The sequence below is a fragment of the Natrarchaeobius oligotrophus genome (assembly GCF_003841465.1).
Taxonomy (GTDB): domain Archaea; phylum Halobacteriota; class Halobacteria; order Halobacteriales; family Natrialbaceae; genus Natrarchaeobius; species Natrarchaeobius oligotrophus.
This window is the reverse complement of record NZ_REFZ01000005.1, coordinates 183,424-202,333: the sequence shown is the minus strand read 5'-3', so window position 1 is coordinate 202,333 and position 18,910 is coordinate 183,424. Positions and strand designations below refer to the sequence as shown.

Annotated in this window: 19 protein-coding genes, 1 tRNA gene and 1 pseudogene; 7 read left to right on the top strand and 14 right to left on the bottom strand. The window is 67.0% G+C overall.

The features are described 5' to 3' along the window. Positions 1–161: 161 nt before the first annotated feature. Positions 162–416: a hypothetical protein gene (locus EA472_RS09350; RefSeq protein ID WP_124191237.1), complete on the top strand. Its 255-nt coding sequence runs from the start codon at positions 162–164 to the stop codon at positions 414–416. Between the two features lie 208 nt (positions 417–624). On the opposite strand, the gene EA472_RS09345 is transcribed toward EA472_RS09350, so the two are convergent. Next, positions 625–924 carry a HalOD1 output domain-containing protein gene (locus tag EA472_RS09345; RefSeq protein ID WP_124191236.1) on the bottom strand — a complete coding sequence of 100 codons (300 nt, stop codon included), beginning with the start codon at positions 922–924 and terminating at the stop codon, positions 625–627. Between the two features lie 415 nt (positions 925–1,339). On the opposite strand from EA472_RS09345, the gene EA472_RS09340 reads away from it, so the two are divergent. Both EA472_RS09340 and EA472_RS09335 read left to right on the top strand, forming a co-directional pair. Then, positions 1,340–2,437, top strand: a complete 1,098-nt coding sequence (locus EA472_RS09340) for an aminopeptidase (protein WP_124191235.1) — start codon at positions 1,340–1,342, stop codon at positions 2,435–2,437. 367 nt (positions 2,438–2,804) lie between these two features. Beyond that, the gene (locus EA472_RS09335) at positions 2,805–3,221 is read left to right on the top strand and encodes a universal stress protein (protein ID WP_124191234.1); all 417 of its coding nucleotides are present in this window, start codon (positions 2,805–2,807) and stop codon (positions 3,219–3,221) included. An 87-nt stretch (positions 3,222–3,308) separates the two neighbouring features. Here the strand turns inward: EA472_RS09335 and EA472_RS09330 are convergent, their stop codons facing one another. From EA472_RS09330 to EA472_RS09320, 3 genes are all read right to left on the bottom strand, one after another. Then, the gene (locus tag EA472_RS09330) at positions 3,309–3,821 is read right to left on the bottom strand and encodes a hypothetical protein (protein WP_124191233.1); all 513 of its coding nucleotides are present in this window, start codon (positions 3,819–3,821) and stop codon (positions 3,309–3,311) included. A 130-nt stretch (positions 3,822–3,951) separates the two neighbouring features. Beyond that, positions 3,952–4,656 carry an alpha/beta hydrolase gene (locus tag EA472_RS09325; RefSeq protein ID WP_124191232.1) on the bottom strand — a complete coding sequence of 235 codons (705 nt, stop codon included), beginning with the start codon at positions 4,654–4,656 and terminating at the stop codon, positions 3,952–3,954. 25 nt (positions 4,657–4,681) lie between these two features. Then, a complete protein-coding gene (locus EA472_RS09320) occupies positions 4,682–5,302 on the bottom strand; it encodes a VOC family protein (protein ID WP_124191231.1) in 621 nt (206 codons plus the stop codon). 508 nt (positions 5,303–5,810) lie between these two features. On the opposite strand from EA472_RS09320, the gene EA472_RS09315 reads away from it, so the two are divergent. Continuing rightward, entirely contained in the window at positions 5,811–6,896 is a 1,086-nt protein-coding gene (locus EA472_RS09315) for a glutamate-cysteine ligase family protein (RefSeq protein WP_124191230.1), read from the top strand. 21 nt (positions 6,897–6,917) lie between these two features. Here the strand turns inward: EA472_RS09315 and EA472_RS09310 are convergent, their stop codons facing one another. The 6 genes from EA472_RS09310 to EA472_RS09285 form a co-directional block, all read right to left on the bottom strand. Beyond that, positions 6,918–8,099: a C45 family autoproteolytic acyltransferase/hydolase gene (locus EA472_RS09310; RefSeq protein WP_124191229.1), complete on the bottom strand. Its 1,182-nt coding sequence runs from the start codon at positions 8,097–8,099 to the stop codon at positions 6,918–6,920. Positions 8,100–8,179: 80 nt separating this feature from the next. Then, positions 8,180–10,885, bottom strand: a complete 2,706-nt coding sequence (locus tag EA472_RS09305; protein ID WP_124191228.1) for a hypothetical protein — start codon at positions 10,883–10,885, stop codon at positions 8,180–8,182. A 148-nt stretch (positions 10,886–11,033) separates the two neighbouring features. Continuing rightward, entirely contained in the window at positions 11,034–11,219 is a 186-nt protein-coding gene (locus EA472_RS09300) for a hypothetical protein (protein WP_124191227.1), read from the bottom strand. Between the two features lie 528 nt (positions 11,220–11,747). Continuing rightward, complete coding sequence (locus EA472_RS23405; protein WP_124191226.1) at positions 11,748–12,245, bottom strand: AN1-type zinc finger domain-containing protein; 498 nt, start codon at positions 12,243–12,245, stop codon at positions 11,748–11,750. Positions 12,246–12,607: 362 nt separating this feature from the next. Continuing rightward, a complete protein-coding gene (locus tag EA472_RS09290; protein ID WP_124191225.1) occupies positions 12,608–13,402 on the bottom strand; it encodes a hypothetical protein in 795 nt (264 codons plus the stop codon). Next, on the bottom strand, positions 13,399–14,616 hold the full coding sequence (locus EA472_RS09285; RefSeq protein WP_207891144.1) for a PQQ-binding-like beta-propeller repeat protein: 1,218 nt from the start codon (positions 14,614–14,616) through the stop codon (positions 13,399–13,401). The genes EA472_RS09290 and EA472_RS09285 overlap by 4 nt, the downstream gene beginning before the upstream one ends. A gap of 132 nt (positions 14,617–14,748) precedes the next feature. Between EA472_RS09285 and EA472_RS09280 the strand changes: the two genes are divergently transcribed. Continuing rightward, positions 14,749–15,267, top strand: a complete 519-nt coding sequence (locus EA472_RS09280) for a hypothetical protein (protein ID WP_124191224.1) — start codon at positions 14,749–14,751, stop codon at positions 15,265–15,267. A gap of 43 nt (positions 15,268–15,310) precedes the next feature. On the opposite strand, the pseudogene EA472_RS22990 reads toward EA472_RS09280, so the two are convergent. The 3 genes and pseudogenes from EA472_RS22990 to EA472_RS22475 form a co-directional block, all read right to left on the bottom strand. Continuing rightward, positions 15,311–15,532: pseudogene (locus tag EA472_RS22990) on the bottom strand (DUF7563 family protein); the annotation flags it as partial. Between the two features lie 172 nt (positions 15,533–15,704). Beyond that, positions 15,705–15,779, bottom strand: a tRNA-Arg gene (locus EA472_RS09270). 205 nt (positions 15,780–15,984) lie between these two features. Next, a complete protein-coding gene (locus tag EA472_RS22475) occupies positions 15,985–16,332 on the bottom strand; it encodes a hypothetical protein (RefSeq protein WP_165874863.1) in 348 nt (115 codons plus the stop codon). Between the two features lie 345 nt (positions 16,333–16,677). Between EA472_RS22475 and EA472_RS09260 the strand changes: the two genes are divergently transcribed. Both EA472_RS09260 and EA472_RS09255 read left to right on the top strand, forming a co-directional pair. Further along, positions 16,678–17,271 (top strand): AAA family ATPase, encoded by a 594-nt coding sequence (locus tag EA472_RS09260; RefSeq protein ID WP_124191223.1) that lies wholly within the window; start codon positions 16,678–16,680, stop codon positions 17,269–17,271. After that, positions 17,268–17,681, top strand: a complete 414-nt coding sequence (locus EA472_RS09255; protein WP_124191222.1) for an RNA-binding domain-containing protein — start codon at positions 17,268–17,270, stop codon at positions 17,679–17,681. The genes EA472_RS09260 and EA472_RS09255 overlap by 4 nt, the downstream gene beginning before the upstream one ends. A 120-nt stretch (positions 17,682–17,801) precedes the next feature. On the opposite strand, the gene EA472_RS09250 is transcribed toward EA472_RS09255, so the two are convergent. After that, positions 17,802–18,764, bottom strand: a complete 963-nt coding sequence (locus EA472_RS09250; RefSeq protein WP_124191221.1) for a hypothetical protein — start codon at positions 18,762–18,764, stop codon at positions 17,802–17,804. Between the last annotated feature and the right edge of the window lie 146 nt (positions 18,765–18,910).

Genomic DNA, 18,910 nt, shown 5'->3' with positions numbered 1-18,910 from the left:
CGGTTCTGACCGAGCCGGCGGCCGGGACGACTCGAGCGGCCGCTTGGCGACTCCGTCCCTCGCACTTTTGCCCGCTCCCGTCCAGTACGATCGTATGAGCGTACAGTACAGCGCCGACCGTGGGGCCGACCGCGAGCGAGCGACGGTGGACGGGTGAGTCGATGGTCGACGACTCCCGATCGGAGGACGCCCCGGTTCCGCCGGAGCCGTCCTCGAGTACCCTCGGCCATCACCTCGTCTCCGTCCTGCGGCTGGCGGCCATCTCGCTGGTGATCGTCGGCTTCAGCGGCTGGCTAATCGACGACGGCGGCGAGGTCGTCCTCGAGTCGCCGTTTACGATCGTCTTCGGCGCGGGCGTCGTCTGCGCGTTCGCGTCGATCTACCTTGGGATCTTTCTGGCCGACGGCGGCGAGTGACAGAGAGCGGCCCGTTTCCCGGAACGGCGGAACTGGGGCTTCGAGGATTTCTCGGCCGCTCGCTCACTGCGTTCGCTCGCGGAGGCGAACGTAACACCTCCGTCCGTACTTATTTGCGGATCAGTAGTTCGGTAACGGGGAATTCCGGCCTGTGAGCGCACAGAAGGGGCTTTTCCGTCTTGACGATAGTACGTGGTTCACCATCATTTCAATCGGGCGGAGAATCTGTGATCTGTACCGACCCCTCGTCTTGCACCTCAACAGTAAATCCTTCGTAAGTGAATTCGACGGACGTCTCTCCTGTGGTACGCTGTGAATGTCGCGTCAGTTCGTTCAGCGCCTCTGGTTCGATACTATTGTATAGCGGATCGAGGTCACATTTCGGAGTTCCCTGTACGGCAGAAACTCCCCGTATTACAGCCTGGGCTGTGGATTCACTCGGTTGTTCTTCGATTACGGTCGTCGACCCGCCATCCGCGACTATCTTATGTTTGTTTTGAAAATTCATACAATCTTATAATGGGTTGTAGCCATTTCAGATTTCCACCAAACAAATTTGGTGTGGTGCCCCGAGTTACCTTCTTTAAAACGGTTGTAGATACGTCCTACACCTGTACCTACCGGCGGACCAGCAGTCGATAACCGGGGAATAGGGTATTCCGGGTCGAGAGTGCGCTGTCAGTGCTGGAATTCCCCGAGAACGAGCGGGACGACAACGCCTTTGACGTCACGTTCGAGCCGGCGCAACGGCCGATACCGTTGACCGTCACACGATCGACGGCGTCTTCGCTCTCGGCGCGTCCGTCCCTCCGTTGCTCGAGCGGGTCCGGATCATCGACAGCACACGGCCGACGACGCGGAAACCCGGCTCTCTCGCTCTCGATTCGAAAACGGTATCCCGGCGCTTGGGGTACGTGTGGCACATGGATCCGCGCATTCGCGAGCACGCCGAGATCGTCGCGAACCACTCGGTCGACCTTCAGGAAGGCGACAACGTCGTGATCGACGCCCACCCGGTCGCCGAGGACCTCGTCGTTGCCCTCCACGAGGTGATCGGCGATCGCGGCGCGAACCCGGTGACGACCAGCCAGCGAACCGGCAAGCGCCAGCAGCGGGCGTACCTCCGGGCGGCCGGTGGGGACGACGCGGACGTGGAGTTCGAGACGCCCGCCCACGAGCGAGCGCTCATCGAGGAGACGGACGTCTACGTCGCGATCCGGGGCAGCGACAACGTCACCCAGACCGCCGACGTCTCGCCCGAGGTGAGCGCCGCCTACAACCAGGCCCAGCGGCCGATCCTCGAGGAACGGCTCTCGAAGCGCTGGTGTCTCACGCAGTACCCCGCGGCGGCCAACGCCCAGCTCGCGGAGATGAGTACGGAGGCCTACGAGAACTTCGTCTGGGACGCCGTCAACAAGGACTGGGACGACCAGCGCGCTCACCAGGAGAACATGGTGGAGATTCTCGACCCTGCGGACGAGGTCCGGATCAAAAGCGGCGACACAACGGACGTGACGATGTCGGTCGACGGCAACCCCACGCTGAACGACCACGGCGAGCACAACTTGCCCGGCGGCGAGGTCTTTACTGCACCCCGTCCCGACAGCGTCGAGGGCGAGGTGCTGTTCGACATGCCGCTGTACCATCAGGGCCGGGAAATCACGGACGTCTTCCTCGAGTTCGAGGGCGGCGAGGTCGTCTCGCACTCGGCGGCGAAAAACGAGGACGTCCTCACCGAGGTGCTCGACACGGACGACGGCGCGCGTCGACTGGGCGAACTCGGCATCGGGATGAACCGCGACATCGATCGCTTTACGTACAACATGCTGTTCGACGAGAAGATGGGCGACACCGTTCACATGGCCGTCGGCCGGGCCTACGACGACACCGTCGGCGAGGGCAACGAGGCCAACGACTCCGCCGTTCACGTGGACATGATCGTCGACATGAGCGACGATTCGTTCATCGAAGTCGACGGCGAGCGGATCCAGGAGAACGGGACGTTCGTCTTCGAAGAGTAGCTCGCGACGACCGAACGGACGTTGCGGTCTTTTTCATCGAAGTTTTTGGCCGGGTCCGAGCGAACGACGTGAGCGAGGGCCCGGGAAAAAGTTCGGACTGATTCGTTCATCGAAGTCGACGGCGAGCGGATCCAGGAGAACGGGACGTTCGTCTTCGAAGACGACGAGAACTGAACGGTGGCACGCTCGAGCGACCGAGTCGGCTGGGGAGGCCCGGCGGGACTGAAACGAGCCGGTTCGATCGAGGACGGCGAGCGACGCACGGATCGCAGGCCGACGACCGAGGACCGCAGCGAGCCCCCGACTCGAGTCCCGCGAATTCGCCACGGTCGGTGCCTTTTAAGACTCGAGGCTCGCTATCGACACCATGGCCATCCTCGTCGCGTACGACGGCTCCACCCCGGCACAGCAAGCGGTCGAACACGCGTTCGCCACGTATCCGGACGAGGAGATCGTCCTGTTGCGCGTCGTCGAAGCGGCGGGCGGATCGACGAGCGCGGGGATCGACCTCCTCAAGGAGTACTTCCGGGATCGACAGAACGAACTCGAGGAGGAGGGGTTCGACGAGATTCCGGACCTCGAGAACGCGGCGGACGTCGAGTACCGAACCGAGGTGGCGGTCGGCCAGCCCGCGCGTGCGATCGTCGACTTCGCGGCGGAGAACGACGTGGACCACGTCGTCGTCGGCAGTCACGGTCGGACGGGCGTCTCGAGGGTGTTGCTGGGCAGCGTCGCCGAAACGGTTGCCCGGCGCTCTCCGGTTCCGGTCACGGTCGTTCGCTGACCGGTCTGGCTCGTGCCCGTCCGAGCGCCGACCGACGGATGAAACCGGACGCATCCCATCGGTGTTCCCCACCGGGTTGAAACGCCACTAGCCGTCGACGACGTCGACGGCACCGTACTGGATCGCCGGCTGGTGTTCGCAGATGTAGGTCTCGATCTCGGGCCGGGCGACGAACTCGAGGGTCTCGGTCGCGCCGAGATCCTCGACGACGCCGGTGGCGTACTCCCCGACGACCTCGCCGTCCCCGTCGTGCAGCGCCAGGTTGTGCTTGACGGCGTCCCCGTTCTCCCAGGTTATCTCGTACTCGCGGCCCTCGACGAGCACCAGCGTCGGATTCTCGATCCGGTCGATGAGATCGGGCTCGACGCCGACCCAGCCGCCGACGTAGGCCTCGAGGCGGACCTCCTCGACGTCGGCCCACGCCTCCGGGTCGGTTTCGCCCTCGCTCGCCGTCGCCTCGGCCACCTCGACGATCGGCTCGTCGTCCTCGTCGTCCGCCGGCCCTTCCGTCGACCGGTCCAGACAGCCGGCTACGCCCGCCGCGACCGTCGCCGCGGCACCCGCGAGTAACGCCCGTCTGGTGGATCGGCTCGAGGACATCGTCTCGTTCGAATCTACGCCGTCGACGGAGATAAGCGACGGGCCAAACGCGAAGCGGTCTGCCGCTCGAGTCGGGACGGAGACGCCGCGCTCTCGAGGGCGGCCGAACCGGGATGGCGTCCGAACTCCACTAATCGACCAGCCGCTCGACCATCCCCGCGACGAACGCGAGCTCGTCCTCGTTGACGCCGTGACCCATCCCCTCGTAGATGCGTTCGGTGACGTCCGCGCCGAGGGCCTCGAGCACCCGCGTCGTCTCGTGAACCCGCTCGAGGGGGATGTGCGGATCGACGTCGCTGCAGCCGAGGAACGCGAGCGTCCCCTCGAGACCGGCGTCTCCGCTCCCATCGGTATCGGCACCCGCGTCCGACGCGTACTCCTCGAGATCGGCCGACTCGCCGATGAGCCCGCCGCTCAGCGCGACGATCCCGCCGTACCGCCGCGGGGTGCGCGCGACGAACTCGCTCGCGAGACAGCCCCCCTGCGAGAAGCCGAGGATCAGCACGCGCTCGGACGGAACGCCCGCATCTCCGGCCGCCTCGATCGCGTCGGCGACCGCCCGCAGTCCGGAGGTCCGGCCGGGTTCGTTCGACTCGACCGGCGCGAGAAACGAGTTGGGATACCACTCGTTGCCCGCGGCCTGCGGGGCCAGCAGGGCGACGCCCTCCCGGTGGACCTCGGTTCCGATCCCGAGAATGCTGCGGGCCGTCGCGCCGCGTCCGTGGACGAGCACCGTCGCCGCGTCGGCCTCCTCGAGCGGCGTTCCGCCCGTGACGAGCGGCTGACCCTGGTGGGGGCCGCTTTCGTCGGGACTCGAGCCCGGTTCCGAACTCATTCGCCGCCACCGTCCGTTGCCGGACTCATTCGACACCACCGACGCCGGCGCTGGCCTCGGGGAGGTCGTGGGCGACGACCTCGAGGCCGACCGCTTCGATCGCGTTCCGGAGGTGCTCGTCCTTGGCGTACTCCGCGCCGTCCTCCTCGCGGAGTTGCTGTGCCTTCGCGAGCACCTCGCCGCGTCGCTCGTCCGGAATCTCGTATTTGTCCGTGCTGAGTTCGATCACGAGGCCGTTGTTGTCGCTGGTGTAGATCGAGTGGAAGATCCCCCGATCGAAGACGTTGTACTGGTGGCCCGCGTCCTCGAGCGATTGCATCACGTCCTCGTACTCCTCGGGATCGACGCTGAAACAGAGGTGGTGGACGGCACCGACGCCGCCGCGCTGGCCGCGGGCGGACGGTCGGTCGTCGCTGACGAAGAACGTCAGGATGCGGCCGTCGCCCGTGTCGAAGAACAGGTGCGTCTGGGAGGGATCGTCGAGATTCGGCTGGCGCAACACGAGGGGCATTCCGAGCAGGTCGCGGTAGAACGCGACGGTCTCCTCTTCGTTGCTGCCCCAGATCGTGACGTGGTCGGTCCCAGTCGTGTGAAACGGGCTGTCTGGCAGTTCCGCGGTCACCGGATTGCGTGAATCGTTGGACATGGTGGGAAATCTCCGCGATCGACGCTGCGCGGATTCGCGCCGTCGGGTTCGGCCCCGCTCGAGCGAGCGGCTCCGCGACGGTCGGTCATCGACGGCGTCCGTCGGCAGCGTCGACCGCTTCGTCGGTTTCGCAGTTACATTTTGTTACTGCACGGTCAAGTAGCTGCCAGGTACGTTAGCGCAACCACGTGACATCGATGTTAGTAGCGACGCCAGGCCGCTGACGACGACCGTAGCTGCGGCGATTCGCCCGTCTGCGACCGTCCGTGACTCACCGTCGAATCCCCCAGCGGGCCGTTTTCCCTTCCCGTTTACGGCGGTATGGTGAGCATACAGGGGGCGTAGTCCCTGCGTACGCAGGCTCAACGGCTTCACGCGAAACCCCCCTATCTCACGATCCTGATCGACTCTCTCGGACGTCTCTCGACGCCGGCGTCCGATAGATACGAGCGACCCGGTGACGGCTTGCTCGAGGGTCGCCGACAACGGCACACTCACAGAGATATCCATGAAAACCAGCCTCGAGGTGGAGTACTGGGTCGTCGACGACGACGGCGACCTGGTCGCCCCCGACTCACTGCTCGACGAGTTCGAGTGGACCGACCCCGAGTTCGTCGAGCCGATGCTCGAGATCAAAACATCGCCCTGTCCGTCGCTCGCCGAACTCCGCGAGGAGTTTCTCGGCCGCGTCGGCGCCGCCGTCGCCGCGGCCCGCGACCGGGACAAGCGACTCGTCCCGCTTTCGACGCCGCTTTTCGCCGCGCCGTCGGAGATTCCCTACCGCGACAAGCGCGGCACCGACCTCCAGCGACGGATCGTGGGCCCGACGTTCGACGACGCCCGCGTCTGCGCCGGCACGCACGTCCACTTCGAGCAGTCGAACCCGGTCGATCAGCTCAACGCACTGACCGCGTTCGATCCCGCGTTCGCGCTCGTCAACAGCTCGTCGCACTACCGCGGCGAACGAATCCTCGCCTGCGCCCGGCCGTACCTCTACCGCCGCTCGTGTTACGGATCCTGTCCCGACCAGGGCCAGCTCTGGCCGTACGTCGACAGCGTGGCAGAGTGGGAGGATCGTCTCGAGTCGGCCTACGACGGCTTTCGCGACCGCGCGCTCGCCCGCGGCGTCGACCCGGACGCCTTCGACGACGAGTTCAGCCCGTACGACGCGGTGTGGACGCCGATCCGGCTCCGCGACGCGTTTCCGACGGTCGAGTGGCGTTCGCCCGACGCAGCCCTGCCGACGCAGGTGTTGCAACTGACGACGGAGCTCCGGTCGATCGTCGCCGACGCCGACGCCCGCGGCACGGTCGTCGAGGACGTCGATTCGGTGACTGACGACGCCGAAGCGGTCACCCTCCCGCCGTTCGACGCCGTCGAACGCGTCACCGACGCCGCGATCCACGACGGTCTCGAGAATCCGGACGTTCGGCGGTACCTGTCGGATCAGGGGTTCACGCCGTCGGCGTACGATCCGCTCGCGGATCGCCTCCCCGACTCGCGGATCACGAAGCGACGCGCGAAGGAACTGCGTCTCGAGGCCGCGTCGTGGCTCGAGGCCGACCTGGAACGACAGCACCGCGTTCGGGCCTGATCGGCTCGCTCGAGCGCCGTCTCAATGCAGCCGCTCTAACCACCGCTTTCCCGTCCGGAGGTCCGTCGGCACCGCTTCGCCGAAGCCACAGCGCGTTCGCCCGCCCTCGCAGGGATTCCCGATCGCGACCTCGACCGTCGGCGACCCGCCCTCGAAGACGGCCGCGCTGGCGGTCGTCAGCTGACCGAACGCGTGCGGTTGCTCCGTCTCGGGTTCGGGATGACGACAGATCGAGTCGTCGCCGGGGCCGTTCTCGTGGTCGCGTGCGAGCGCCCACAGGTCCTCCCGGTCGAGTCGGTCCGACTCCTCGAGCACGTCGATCGCCCGGTCGCGACGCAGCGTCGAACTCTCCGTCTCGGTCGAGTGCGCGTTCACGAAGTGGTTCGTTCTGATCACGACGGGCTCGTCGTCGACGTCGATTCGTTCCTCGACCGGGTCGATCTCGAGCAGGACGGCGTCGGTTCCGTCGGCCAGAAACAGCGTCTGGCCCATCAGCCGCCGAACCGGGTACGACTCGAGGGCGGTCCTCGCCTCCCCGACGGAGGCGCACTCCTCGAGCAGGATGCGGATCACGGTCCCGTTGCGCAGCTGTTCTTCCGGGTCGACGTCGTCGCGCTCGCTGTCGATGTACGTGTTCGCGGCGACCAGCCCGCGGTCGTTGACGCCTTTGAAGATCGAGATCGTGCCGCAGGTGTCGATCGTCAGGAAGCCGTGGTAATCGTCGATCGGCGGCTGCTCGACGATCGACTTCGGGCGCACGCCCCGGCCCGCGATGTCCCGGTTTTTGAGCACGAGCGGCCCGTCGGCGTCGCCGTCTATATCGACCATCGGATCCGAAACGAGCGCGTTCGTACACCCCTTCGGGTTCTTCTCCGAGCACGACCCGTCCTCGGCCAGTTCCTCGCAAAGCTCCGAGAACGCGAAGACGTACGCCTCGTACAGTTCGTCGTCCACCGCGAACTCGTCGGCCATCGCTTCGAACGCCCGACGGTGGCGATTCGGCAGACTCTCGCGGCTCCGTCGGCCGTACTCGAGCAGCCCCTCGAGGTCGACGTTCCGCTCGTCGACCAACGTCTCGAGTTCGTCGATCGCCCACTCGACGGCCTCGCGTTCGATTCTCGCTCGCCGGCGCGCCTGCTCGGCGAACGTGTCGATCCCCGCGATCGCGTCCGCGGTCGCCGCTCGGTCGGCCGGCTCGTCCATGCAGGGGTGACGGACGCCCCGCAGTTGTACCGCCGGCCTGAATTGTCCGCGTCGTCGGTGACCGTTCAGCTAGCTCCCGCTCAGTCGTCCAATCGCGTCTCCGCAAGCAGTTCGCGCTCGCGGTAGACGACGGACACGATCTCGGGGGACTCGTCGACGGCGTAGCTCGCCGTCTCGCCGCTCGAGATCGTTCCCTCGCCGTCCCAGCCGACGAGGTCGCCGTGCGAGGGATGGATCATCACGTCGACGTCTGTGGCGGCCACCTCGTCCCCGCCGACGTGTTCGATCGTGACCTCGCCGTCGTCGGCCGACGTCTCGAACTCGGGTGAGGGCACGACGACGTGATCGTCGACCTCGATCGGATCGGCGGGCGCGGTCCACTCGACGACGAGTTCGGTTCCGGGCGAGAACGAGCCCAGTTCGATCTCGTTGCCGGCGCTCAGAGTCTCGAGTGCGTCGTCCGGCTGCGCGTTCGTCTCCTCCCCGTCGGCGCGCACCCGAAACGCCGCCGCGTCGCGCTCGACGCGGTCGCGGTAGACGGCGACCACCTCGCCGTCGCGGTCCTCGAGTGCGAACGCGCGCCGCGGCGTCGGATCGAACCGCAGGAGCGCTCGGCTCGCGCGCGGCTCGTCGTCGACGAGGACGATCGCCAGCCGATCGTACGGCTCGACGTCGGAAACGGTTGCCGCGTCGCCCTCCGTAAGCGTCCCCTCGTCGGCGAACAGCGGTTCCGGCTCTTCGTTCCCGCGGATGCCGTCGCGGTACACGCCGAGGCGGCCGGCGTCCGCGTCGCGGCCGCCGGTGTAGACGAACCGGGCCGCGCGCTCGTTGGGATCGTACGAGGCGTCGATCGACTCCTCGCCGGTGATCGTCCGCCCGAGGGGACGATCGTGCTCTCCGGCCGCCCAGCGGTGCTCGACGGGAGCGAACGGCTCGACCGCGAGCGAGAGCGAGTCGTCGGGTTCGAACGTCTCGTACTCGTCGGCCGGCTGGCGGTCGGCCGGCTCCCCGTCGACCAGCAACTCGAGCTGGCCGGCGGGCACGGCGTCGCCGTCGTCGTGAACGACCGTCAGCGTTCCGTCTCCGTCGTCGTACTCGAACGCCGTCGCAATCCGCGGCGTGTTCGCGTAGCTCGCGACGTCCACCGGGTCGTCGGGCGCGGTCCACTCGACGACGAGTTCCTCGCCGAGCGCCGGGAGTTCGAAGGCGAGCTCGTCGCCCGTGTCGAGGACGTCCGTCCGATCGGCCGGCTGGTCGGCCACCGGCTCGTCGTCGACGCGCACCCGGAACTCGGCGGCGTCGCGCGCTTCGTCGTCCGCGTACGCGACGACGACCGCGTCGTCGTCTCGGAACGTGTGGACCTGCGGCGGACGGGCGCGAACGCGGACGAGCCTCGCCGGCCGGCCGGACGGCTCCGGCGGGACGTCGAGTTCGACCGAGACCGTATCGTCCAGTTCGACGTCGGAGACGACGAGCGAGTCGCCGGACGCGAGCGTCCCGTCCGCACCGTCGACCGCGGGCGTCACCGTCTCGCCGTCGGCCCGCCGATGCTCGAACGCGAGTCGGTCGGGATTCGCCTCGCGCTCGCCGGTGTAGGTCAGTTCGATGCGACCGTCGTCGACGTCGGAGGCTGTCTCGAACGCACCCTCGCCGACGACGACCGTCACGTAGTCGTGGTAGACGTACTCGTCTTCGTCGACCCACCGGAGCGTGACCGTCGCGAGCGCCTTCGTCTCGACCGCGAGGACGTCACCGACGGCCACCTCGTCGACCGATTCGGCGGGCTGGCTCGACGCGAGCTCGCCGTCGACCCACAGCTCGAGGTCGTCCCCGTCGATCGTTTCGCCGTCCTCGTGTTCGAGTTCGACGCCACCTCCTTCGACGTCGGCCCGGAACCGCGCGTTCGGCGCGGCGTCGATGTCGCGCTCGAGGGGCTGTTCGACGACGGCTTCGACGCGGACCGCGCGTTCCTCGCGGTGGATCTCGGTCTCGAGGACGGTTCCGTGTCCGAGCTCGCGGACGAACCCCTCGACGATCTCGTCGTCCGACAGCGCGCCGTCGGCGCTCGGATAGAGCACGAACTCGTTGTCGGCGACGCCCTCGATCCGTCCCGGCGGCTGATCGGCGGCGGCGACGAACGCCCGGAGTCGATCGCTCTCGCTCGTCGAGAGGGCGTCGTCGGGATCGGTGATGACGTAGACGTGCGGGAAGGAGGCGAGTCGGGAGACGGCCGTCGCGAGGTACTCGCGCTCGTCGAACAACCCCGTCGCTTCCCCGGTTGCGGCCTCGACGAGCGCGCCCGCGAGGTCGGTCGCGTCCTCGCCGCCGACGATTGCGGCCCGTCCGTCGGCGGTCGCGTACGCCGATTCCCGGTCCTCGGCGAGCCGCCACTCGCCGTCGTCGTCGACCGAACTTCCCGGCTCCGGCCGGTCGAACGAGCCGGCCGCGATCCCGATCCGTGGCCGGTAGTTCTCGAAGATCACCGTCCCGACCTGCGAGATTCGGCTCCGGTCGACCGCCTCGAGTTCCTCGAGCAGTCGTCGGGATTCGGGATCGAGATCCTCGGCGTCGTCTCCGACGGCCGCGAGGATGACTCCCTCGTACGAGCCGTCGACGTCGTCCTCGTCGGGGATCGCCCCAAGGACGGCCTCGAGGTCGTCCGGGAGGTCGGCGTCGGAGCCGGTTTCGGGTTCGGTCGATTCGACCGCCGTCGCGACGCAGCCGGCCAGCGCCGCGAGCGAGACGGCACTTCCCGTCAGAACGCGTCGCCTGGAGGGCGTGGGCATACCCCGAGATCTGTCGCCCGGGCGTCAAATACGTTCCGGTTATTGGATATGTTTGAGTGAGTGAAACGACCGCGCGGATCGACTCGAGGACCGCGCGTTTCGGGCGGTCGACCGTCGAACCGTAGTCGACACCCGTTCAGTCACAGCGCTAATCCATCAGCAGGTCGGGTGCGACTCGACAGCCGCAGGGGCCGGCGACGGCCTCCAGCGGACCGACGACCGACACCCGCGCGACCGGGCGGCCACAGTGCGGACAGTCCGTCGACGGGCTCGAGTCGGAGGTGCGCCTCGAGTCCGATGGCGACTCGGCGTCGGATGCGGGCTCGCCGCTCATCGAACTCTCCTTGCGGGCCATGTTGCGTCAGCTGGTGCGACCGACGTCGGTGTCGGATCGGATTCGGCGGGGGTTGCGTTCGATTCGATTCGGATCACGCGTGGTTCGGTCGGAATCACGTTCGATTCGGTCGTCGGTCGCTCGTGAGGGCGGTTCGTCCGTCGTGCGGGACGTTTATATCCCGTCAGAACGAGCGTAATCATGGTGGAAACCCTCGATAGGGGTTAGAAGCCACGCTTCGGGTGGTTCCAGCACCCGGGGCATTTCGCGTTCGCCCAACGCGTATCGCTAGTTGCGTGGCTTTCGTGATAATTTATCGCTCGAAAAAACTTATATCTATCGAAGTATAGTAGCATTTTACCTCGCCCGTGCTCAACGTCGTGTTTCGGTCGTCTCGTTCCACGACTCGAGATCAGTGAATCGCTTCGCGAAAGGCGGTCGTTGGCTTAGGAAATAATCGCGTGTACGAGTCCCTGCTGCTGATTCTCCCGCCTTCGATCCCGTATGCGATACTCGCCCAGTGGTGAGTTACCCGCGACGAAATACCGATTTCAGCAGAGAAATGAGCCCCGTCGACTTCTGGGACGTGCCGTCCTCTGGGTCAACCGATTCCGTCACCAGCGATCCGTCGGGCGCGACGTCGGGGCTTTTCGAATCCATCACCCGCTCCCGACGCCGGCAATCGAGACACCGATCGCGTTCCGGCGTGGTGTAATTCGAGCACCGCTCACACTGTTTGTTTTCGCGGCTCCCGGTCAGTTGACGCAAACAGTCCTCGCAGAACTCTTCTCCGAAGACGACGGGCGCGGCCTGACAATCCGAGCAGAGCGTTTTTTCGTCCGGCGTAGCCGTCGTAACCGCAAACTCCGTCCTGAAATCGGGACCGAGCGTACTCGCGTTCGAGAGCGCAGGGCAGTTGTGTCGCTCCGGGAGTCGATGGGTCGAGCAGTAATCGAACTCGCAGTACGAGCACGAATTCTGGATCGTCCCATCGCCGGAACATCCAGGATACTCACACTCCCCCATCTATCCTTTCCAGAAGAGCACTCAAAAATAATGAATTTTCCGGGAGAACGGCCGTTATCGCGTCGCGCTCCGTACGTTTCGCTGTCGCCGTCGACGCTCTCCTCGGAAATCGAACTCGGTTTTGCACCGCTATGGCTGTCTCGTCACGCTCCCGCCTCGAGACCGCTACTCGTCTGCGATAATGATTTCCTCCGAGTCGTCGTCCCGCTCGAGCTTCAGGATCGCTTCGTTTACCTCTTTTTGGGTCGCTTCTTCCATCCTCCTGCCCCCGTTCACCTCGGTATCGGTACTCCGGTGGGTTAAACGCTTCTAGCGTATTCAGAGCGAGAGAACGCTGGACGTACGGCTCCGGCGTGGCGACCTTACGTGCGCTCGAGCAGGGCGACCAGCGAGACGGCGTGGATCGTGCCGACGAGCCAGACGCTGAGAACCGTTCCGACGACCGGCGCGTGCGCCAGCGCCCATGCTCCCAGCCCGATCAGCAGGATCAGTCCCAGGATCGTCCACCCCTGCCCTCGAGCGTCCCGCCAGCTTTTCGCCAGCGAGGCCGCGACGCCCTCGCCACGCAACACCAGCGCCGGCCACAGAAACAGTCGAACGAGGACGGCGAACGCGAGCGCGAGCACCGCCAGTCCCGACAGCAGGCTCCCGCCGCCGTACCCGACGCCGACCGCCTCGAGCAGCCGGTAGCCGGCTCCGACGCCGACCACCAGGAGGAGGTACCGACCGAAGCGCTCCGGGCGAAGCGGATCGCCACGAGCCCGCGCGATGGTCAGCCAGCCCGCGCCGGCGACGGCGAGCACCGCGAGCGCCTCGAGCCCGAGGGCGTAGGCGAGCGACGGCAGCCGAAGGTCCACCAGCGCGCCCAGCGGCCGAACCGTCTCCGTCACGCCGGAGGGGTAGATCGCATACGCGACGCTCACCGTCGCGTCGTCGACTCCCGCCTCGACGGGGAGGGCGTCGGCGGCGCGTCGTCGATCGATCGCGAACGAGAGCAGCCCGGCGAGCAAAAACGGCAGCCACAGGACGGGATCGCTCCGGAGTCGCCCGATCGCGTTCGCGACGACGGCCTCGAATCCGCTCGAGTTCGACGCTCTCTCGTCCGCCGGCCCGTCGTTCGGTGCGACGTCCGTTTCGTCCTCGCGGTCGTCCGTCATTCCCCTTCCTCCAGGGCGATGACCCGCCCGCGGTTGACGTGGTACAGCCGTCCGTCGCCGACGATCGGCGGCGACAGCGGCGCTTCCGTCGGCTGGTACCGAAACCGCTCGGTCCCCGTCTCCGCATCGAAGCCGACGAGAAACAGGTCGTCCTCGACGGCGTACACCATTCCGCCGGCGACGACCGGCTCCGTCTCGCCCTCGAACGGTGCCGACCACAGCTCGTCGCCCGTCTCGAGGTCGAGCGCGTAGAACGTCTCCAGCCCGTCGCTCAGGAAGATCGTCCCCTCTGCGACGGCCGCGTCGCCGTCGGTCGCGTTGCCCTCGAGGTCGCGCCGCCAGATCGGCCCGCCGTCGTCGGGGTCCAGTAGCGCGACGCCGTGGCGGGTGGTGACGACGACGCCTGCGTCGGTCGCGGTCGTGCTCAGTTGCATCTGCGCGTCGAATTCGCGTTGCCAGCGCTGCGTGCCGTCCTCGCGAGCGTAGGCCGTCACCTGGTGGGGCCAGTTGGCGACGTACAGCGTCCCGTCGCGGACGGCCGGACGACCGAAGCTCACGCTCACGACGTCGTCTTCGTGGTGGGTGGCGCGCCACCGTTGGGCTCCGCTATCGGCGTCCAGCGCGACGATCGAGTTCGTCCCGTAGATCGGCGCGTACACCGCGTCGTCGGCCGCGACCGGGCTCACCGTCGGATCGTGTTCGATCGTCGGACGCGGCGATCCGCGTTCGGGCCCGCGCCAGCGACGCTGACCGATCGCTCGATCGACTCCCGGGACGTCGATCCCGCCGCCGGCGTTCAGACCGTCGACGCCGCCCGTGCCGGCCACCGCGAGCGCGTCGGTCCGGTAGGACGCCGACCGGGCGCGGGCCGGACTCGAGGTGTACGGTCCGCGGCGGGCGAACAACCGCTCGCCGTCGGCAACCTCGAGGGCGAGTAGCCCGTCGCCGACGGCGTAGAGCGTGTTTCCGAGGCGGATCGGTGCTGCAGCGCCGCGAAACCAGCCGGTCGATTCGTGCGACCAGGCGACCCGGACGTCGTCGGTCGGTCCCGACGCCTCGGGGTTGTAGCCGGTTCCCGCGGGATCGTACCGCGACATCGGCCAGTCGAGCGGCGATTCGCTCGCCGACGCGGACGGCGTCACGAGGGCTGCGGCGGCGAGCGCGCCGGCCGCAGCCGTCGCCGAGCCGGCGAGTAGCTGACGTCTGGAGGGCATCGGCTCGTCCTTTCGACTCCCGCCAATTGGTTCCACCGGTCCGTCCCTGCGGAACACGCCGCTGTCTCGAGTTCTCGAGTATCTTTCGCCCGAAGCGAACGTATTTTAACCCGTCGAAAACGAGTCGCTCGCATGGTCTCCCGCGGATTCGCGATCCTCCTCGTCGGCGTCCTCCTCGTCGCGTCGCTGTTCGCCGTCGCCGTCGCGACGGGGAGCGACCGGCCGGTCGTAACGATCGAAAACGACGTCGACGACGAACAGCACGTGACCGTCTACACCGTCGCCGACCTCGACGAGGCGGGCTATCTCAATTTCGAAGTCACCACGGCCGACGGCGACCGGCGGCTGGCGACCCTCGACGACCTCGTCTGGCCGGGCGAGTACCGGAACGTGACGCCGGTCGACGACGTCCACGCTCAGGAGATCACCGTCGGTCCAGGCGAGAACGTCACCACCTCGGTCGAAGACTGGAGCCGCGGCGACGTGACGGTGTACGTCGTCGAGACGGGGGAAAACAGAACGCACACCGGGACCCGGACGATCACCTGCGGCAGTCGCGGTCAGGAGCACACGCTCAGTCCCACCGATGCCGGACTGGGCAGTTCGACGCTGTGTGCCGGCGGGTTCGGCTGGTTGATCCCCTGGCCGTGAGTGGATCGCTCGAGCGGTTGGGTTTGTGGGATGGACGCGACGGCCCGAGTCGACCGCTCGAACCGTCACCTCGAGTTCGTCGGGGCTCGAGCCCGGCTGCGGACCCACGGCTCAATCGAGCGTAGCTGTCACACTTTCCGCAACGATGGGCACGGTCGCGATCGTCACCAAAGACGCGACCGAATCGGTTGGTGACGTGGGCTCCACAGTGAAGACATGTCGTGCGGCCGACCGGCGTCCACGGTGTGGTGCTCACGCCGACCACCTCGACGAAAACACGACAACGAAAACCACCGGGCGGCGAAGGGGGGCGTTCAACTGTTGAACGGGATCCGGATTCTCAGGATGAGATTCGAGTCGAAGATCGGCCGAATTTCGGCCAGTGACCCATCCAACGCTACAGATGCGCGAGAGGTACTGATCCGATAATTTTCGCACGGGCACGATGGGATTCGAACCCACGACCGTCGGATTAGAAGTCCGACGCTCTATCCAGACTGAGCTACGTGCCCTCGAGTAGGAATCGACGATGGATCGGTATAAGCGGTGTGGATTTTACGCCGGTACCGGCCGCGACGGCGAACTCGCGTCGCGAACGGAGTCGTCGGAATCGATCCAGTCGAGAAAAACGCGTCGCTCGAGCCGATCCGGTTGCGTGGGCGTCCGTCGGCTCGAGGGCGGCGCAACGGTGGGTGTGTGAACGACGAGTAGCGCCGATTAGCTCACGTCGTCATCGTCTGCGTCTTCGTCGTCTGCGTCTCCGTCGTCTGCGTCTTCGTCGTCGTCATCGTTTGCATCTTCGCCGTCGGTATCTTCGCCGTCCGCGTCTTCGTCACCGTCGGCGTCGCTATCGTCCGCATCTTCGTCACTGTCGTCGTCGTCCGTCTCGTCTCCGTTCTCGTCGCTCGAGTCGGTCTGTTCGTCGTCCGCTGGCTCGTCGTCTCCGGCGTCGTCGCCGGGGTCGTCCGCATCGGTTTCGTCGTCCGAACAACCAGCCAGTACAGCGATCGTGCCCGCGCCGACGAACGTCGCGAATCGTCGGCGGGTGAGGGCTTCTTTCGTCATGGGCGGCGTTCGTCCCGATGGGAAGTGGGTAAATAATTGGTTCGATATTCGATTATGTTTACGACTGTATCGAAGGAATTTGATCGGGTCGAGACACGACCCATCGAGCGACGCCGGTGAGTCGATTCGTCACCGGCGGATTTCGGTCATCGATCTCCGCGGCCCGAACTGCCACGTCCGCGAGCGACCGGTGAACGGACCGGTTCCCGTGGGGTCCGAACGGTCTTCGAGGCCGACCGTACCCCCGTCTCGATCGTTCCCTCCGCAGATCCGAACGATCCCGGACCGCGAGCGCGTGGGCGTCGAACACAGCCCTTATGACCGTCTCGCCGGTACGTTGGATCGATGCACGTCATCGGAACGGTGGGCCTGCCCGGCAGCGGCAAGGGCGAAGCCGCCACCGTCGCACGCGAGGAGGGAATCCCGGTGGTGACGATGGGTGACGTCGTCCGCCAGGAGACGACGGATCGGGGGCTCGACCCCACGAAGGACCACGGCAAGGTCGCACAGGCGCTTCGCGACGAGAACGGACCGACGGCGATCGCCGAGCGGTCGCTGCCGATGATCGAAGATCGACTCGAGAATCACGACGCGGTGCTGGTCGACGGGCTCCGATCGGGCGTCGAAGTCGACGTCTTCGAGGAGCGATTCGGCGACGCGTTCACGCTGGTCAGCATCGAAGCGCCGTTCGAGGTCCGCGCAGAGCGGATCGACGCCCGCGGGCGCGACGCCAGCGAGGCCGACGGCGGCGAGGGGCTGGCCGCCCGCGACGAGCGCGAGCGCGGGTTCGGGATGGACGACGCGATGGACCGCGCCGACGTCGTCGTCGAGAACACCCGCTCGCTCGAGGCGTTTCACGAACAGATTCGGACCATCGTCCGGGAGGGTCCCGGCGACCTCGACGCCGGCGAGGGAGTCGACGGGGAGGTGCGCCAGTGACCGCCGTCTACCGCGTCGACGTCGAGGTCACCGCGCCGGTGTACGACACCGAGGTGACGAGCCGCGTGGCGGACGCCGTCGTCAACATCTTTCCGAGCGCCGACCTCGACGAAGGCTTCGGCGAGATTCGGGCCGAGGCCCACTCGCTGGATCACTTCTCCGAGCTGCTTCACCGCCAGGAGATCCTCGACACCGCCCGCGGCGAGTTCTTTTCGAACCGCGAGGGGAACGCCTTCTCGTTCGCGTTGAAAAAGCAGGCGGCGTTCGAGGATCGCGTCAACTTCTCGGTCGGCGAACCCGACGAACTCGGCGAGATCAGCGTTCGCGTCCGCGTCGACGAGCCGAGCCTCGAGGAGTACGTCGACCACGTCGCGCCGCCGACCGAGGACGGTCGGCCGATCGAGGGCTGACGCGGACTGCTGTCCCGATCTATCGGCGCAAGCGCATACGCAGCGGCTGCACCGTAGTGACTGACAGCAGACCGTATACGTTCAGCTTCCGGTCGAGACGCCCGTCAGATACCACTTCCGCTAGTCGCCACAGGCGTCGGCGGACGCGAGAGCCGACTCGGCGTCGGCCCGGCGGTCCCGCGCGGTACGAACGTCGCCATCCGCCGCGGCGGCCGACGCCGCGGCCAGGTGTCTCGCCCCGTCGTGCAGGTTCTCGCTACGACACCGGCCCGTCTCGAGATACTCGGCGAGGCCTCCCGGTGCGTCTTCGTTCCCGTCGTCGAAGGCTCGGGTCGCCTCCTCGAACGCCGTTTTCGCCGCAGAAAACTCCGCCTCCGCCTCGTCGTGAGCGCCGGCGTCCGCGCGCTCTCGCCCCCGTTCGAGGCGTTCGTCGCCCTCGAGCGTCGCGTCGTAGCCGGCGGCGAGCGCCGTCTGCGCCCGGAGCACGTTCGCGAGCGTCGAGACGCCCGCCTCGAGGTCCGCGAGGTCGACCGTCGCGAGGTCGTCGAACCGGTCCGGATCGATCTCCGAGAGCGCCGATTTCCCGTCGTCGAGGCGCCCGTCGGCGGTCTCGAGTTCGCCCGTGCGCTCGCCGACGACCGCCGCCGCGTCCGACCGGTCGCCGTCGCCGTCCAGCGCGCGCTCGACCGCCTCCACGTCGTCGACCAGGGTCTCGTCCGCGACCGTCGCCGCCACGTCGACCGCGGCCTCGAGGACGGTTGCGTACGTCCGTAGCTCCTCGAGGTCGGCGTCGCGCTCGTCGCCGAGTTCCGCCTCGGCCGTCTCGAGGTGGTCCCGTGCGCTCTCGAGGTGATCGCGCGGCTCGTCCGGATCGAACTCGACCGACTCGGGGTCGTCGAAACCGTCGGCTTCTCGCAGCGCGATCGCGGCGTTGTTCAACCCGCCGATCGTCCGGCTGAACGCGCGTTCCCCGGTTCGATCCTCGACGCGTCCACCGCCGCTCGCGTCCCCGCCGTCGTCGAGACACCCCGCGAGCGCCGCCAGCGCGACGCACCCACCGACGAGGTACTGTCGCCGTTGCATTCGACCGGAGGATGCGACTCGAGGAGCTTCAACCTACTTGCTCTCTCGAAGTCGGTGATCCTCGATTCGGCGAGATCGAGGAGCCGTGGCGTCGGACCGCGCTCGAGCGGTATCGAAGCGGCCGTGGAAAAGGCGGGACGCGAACT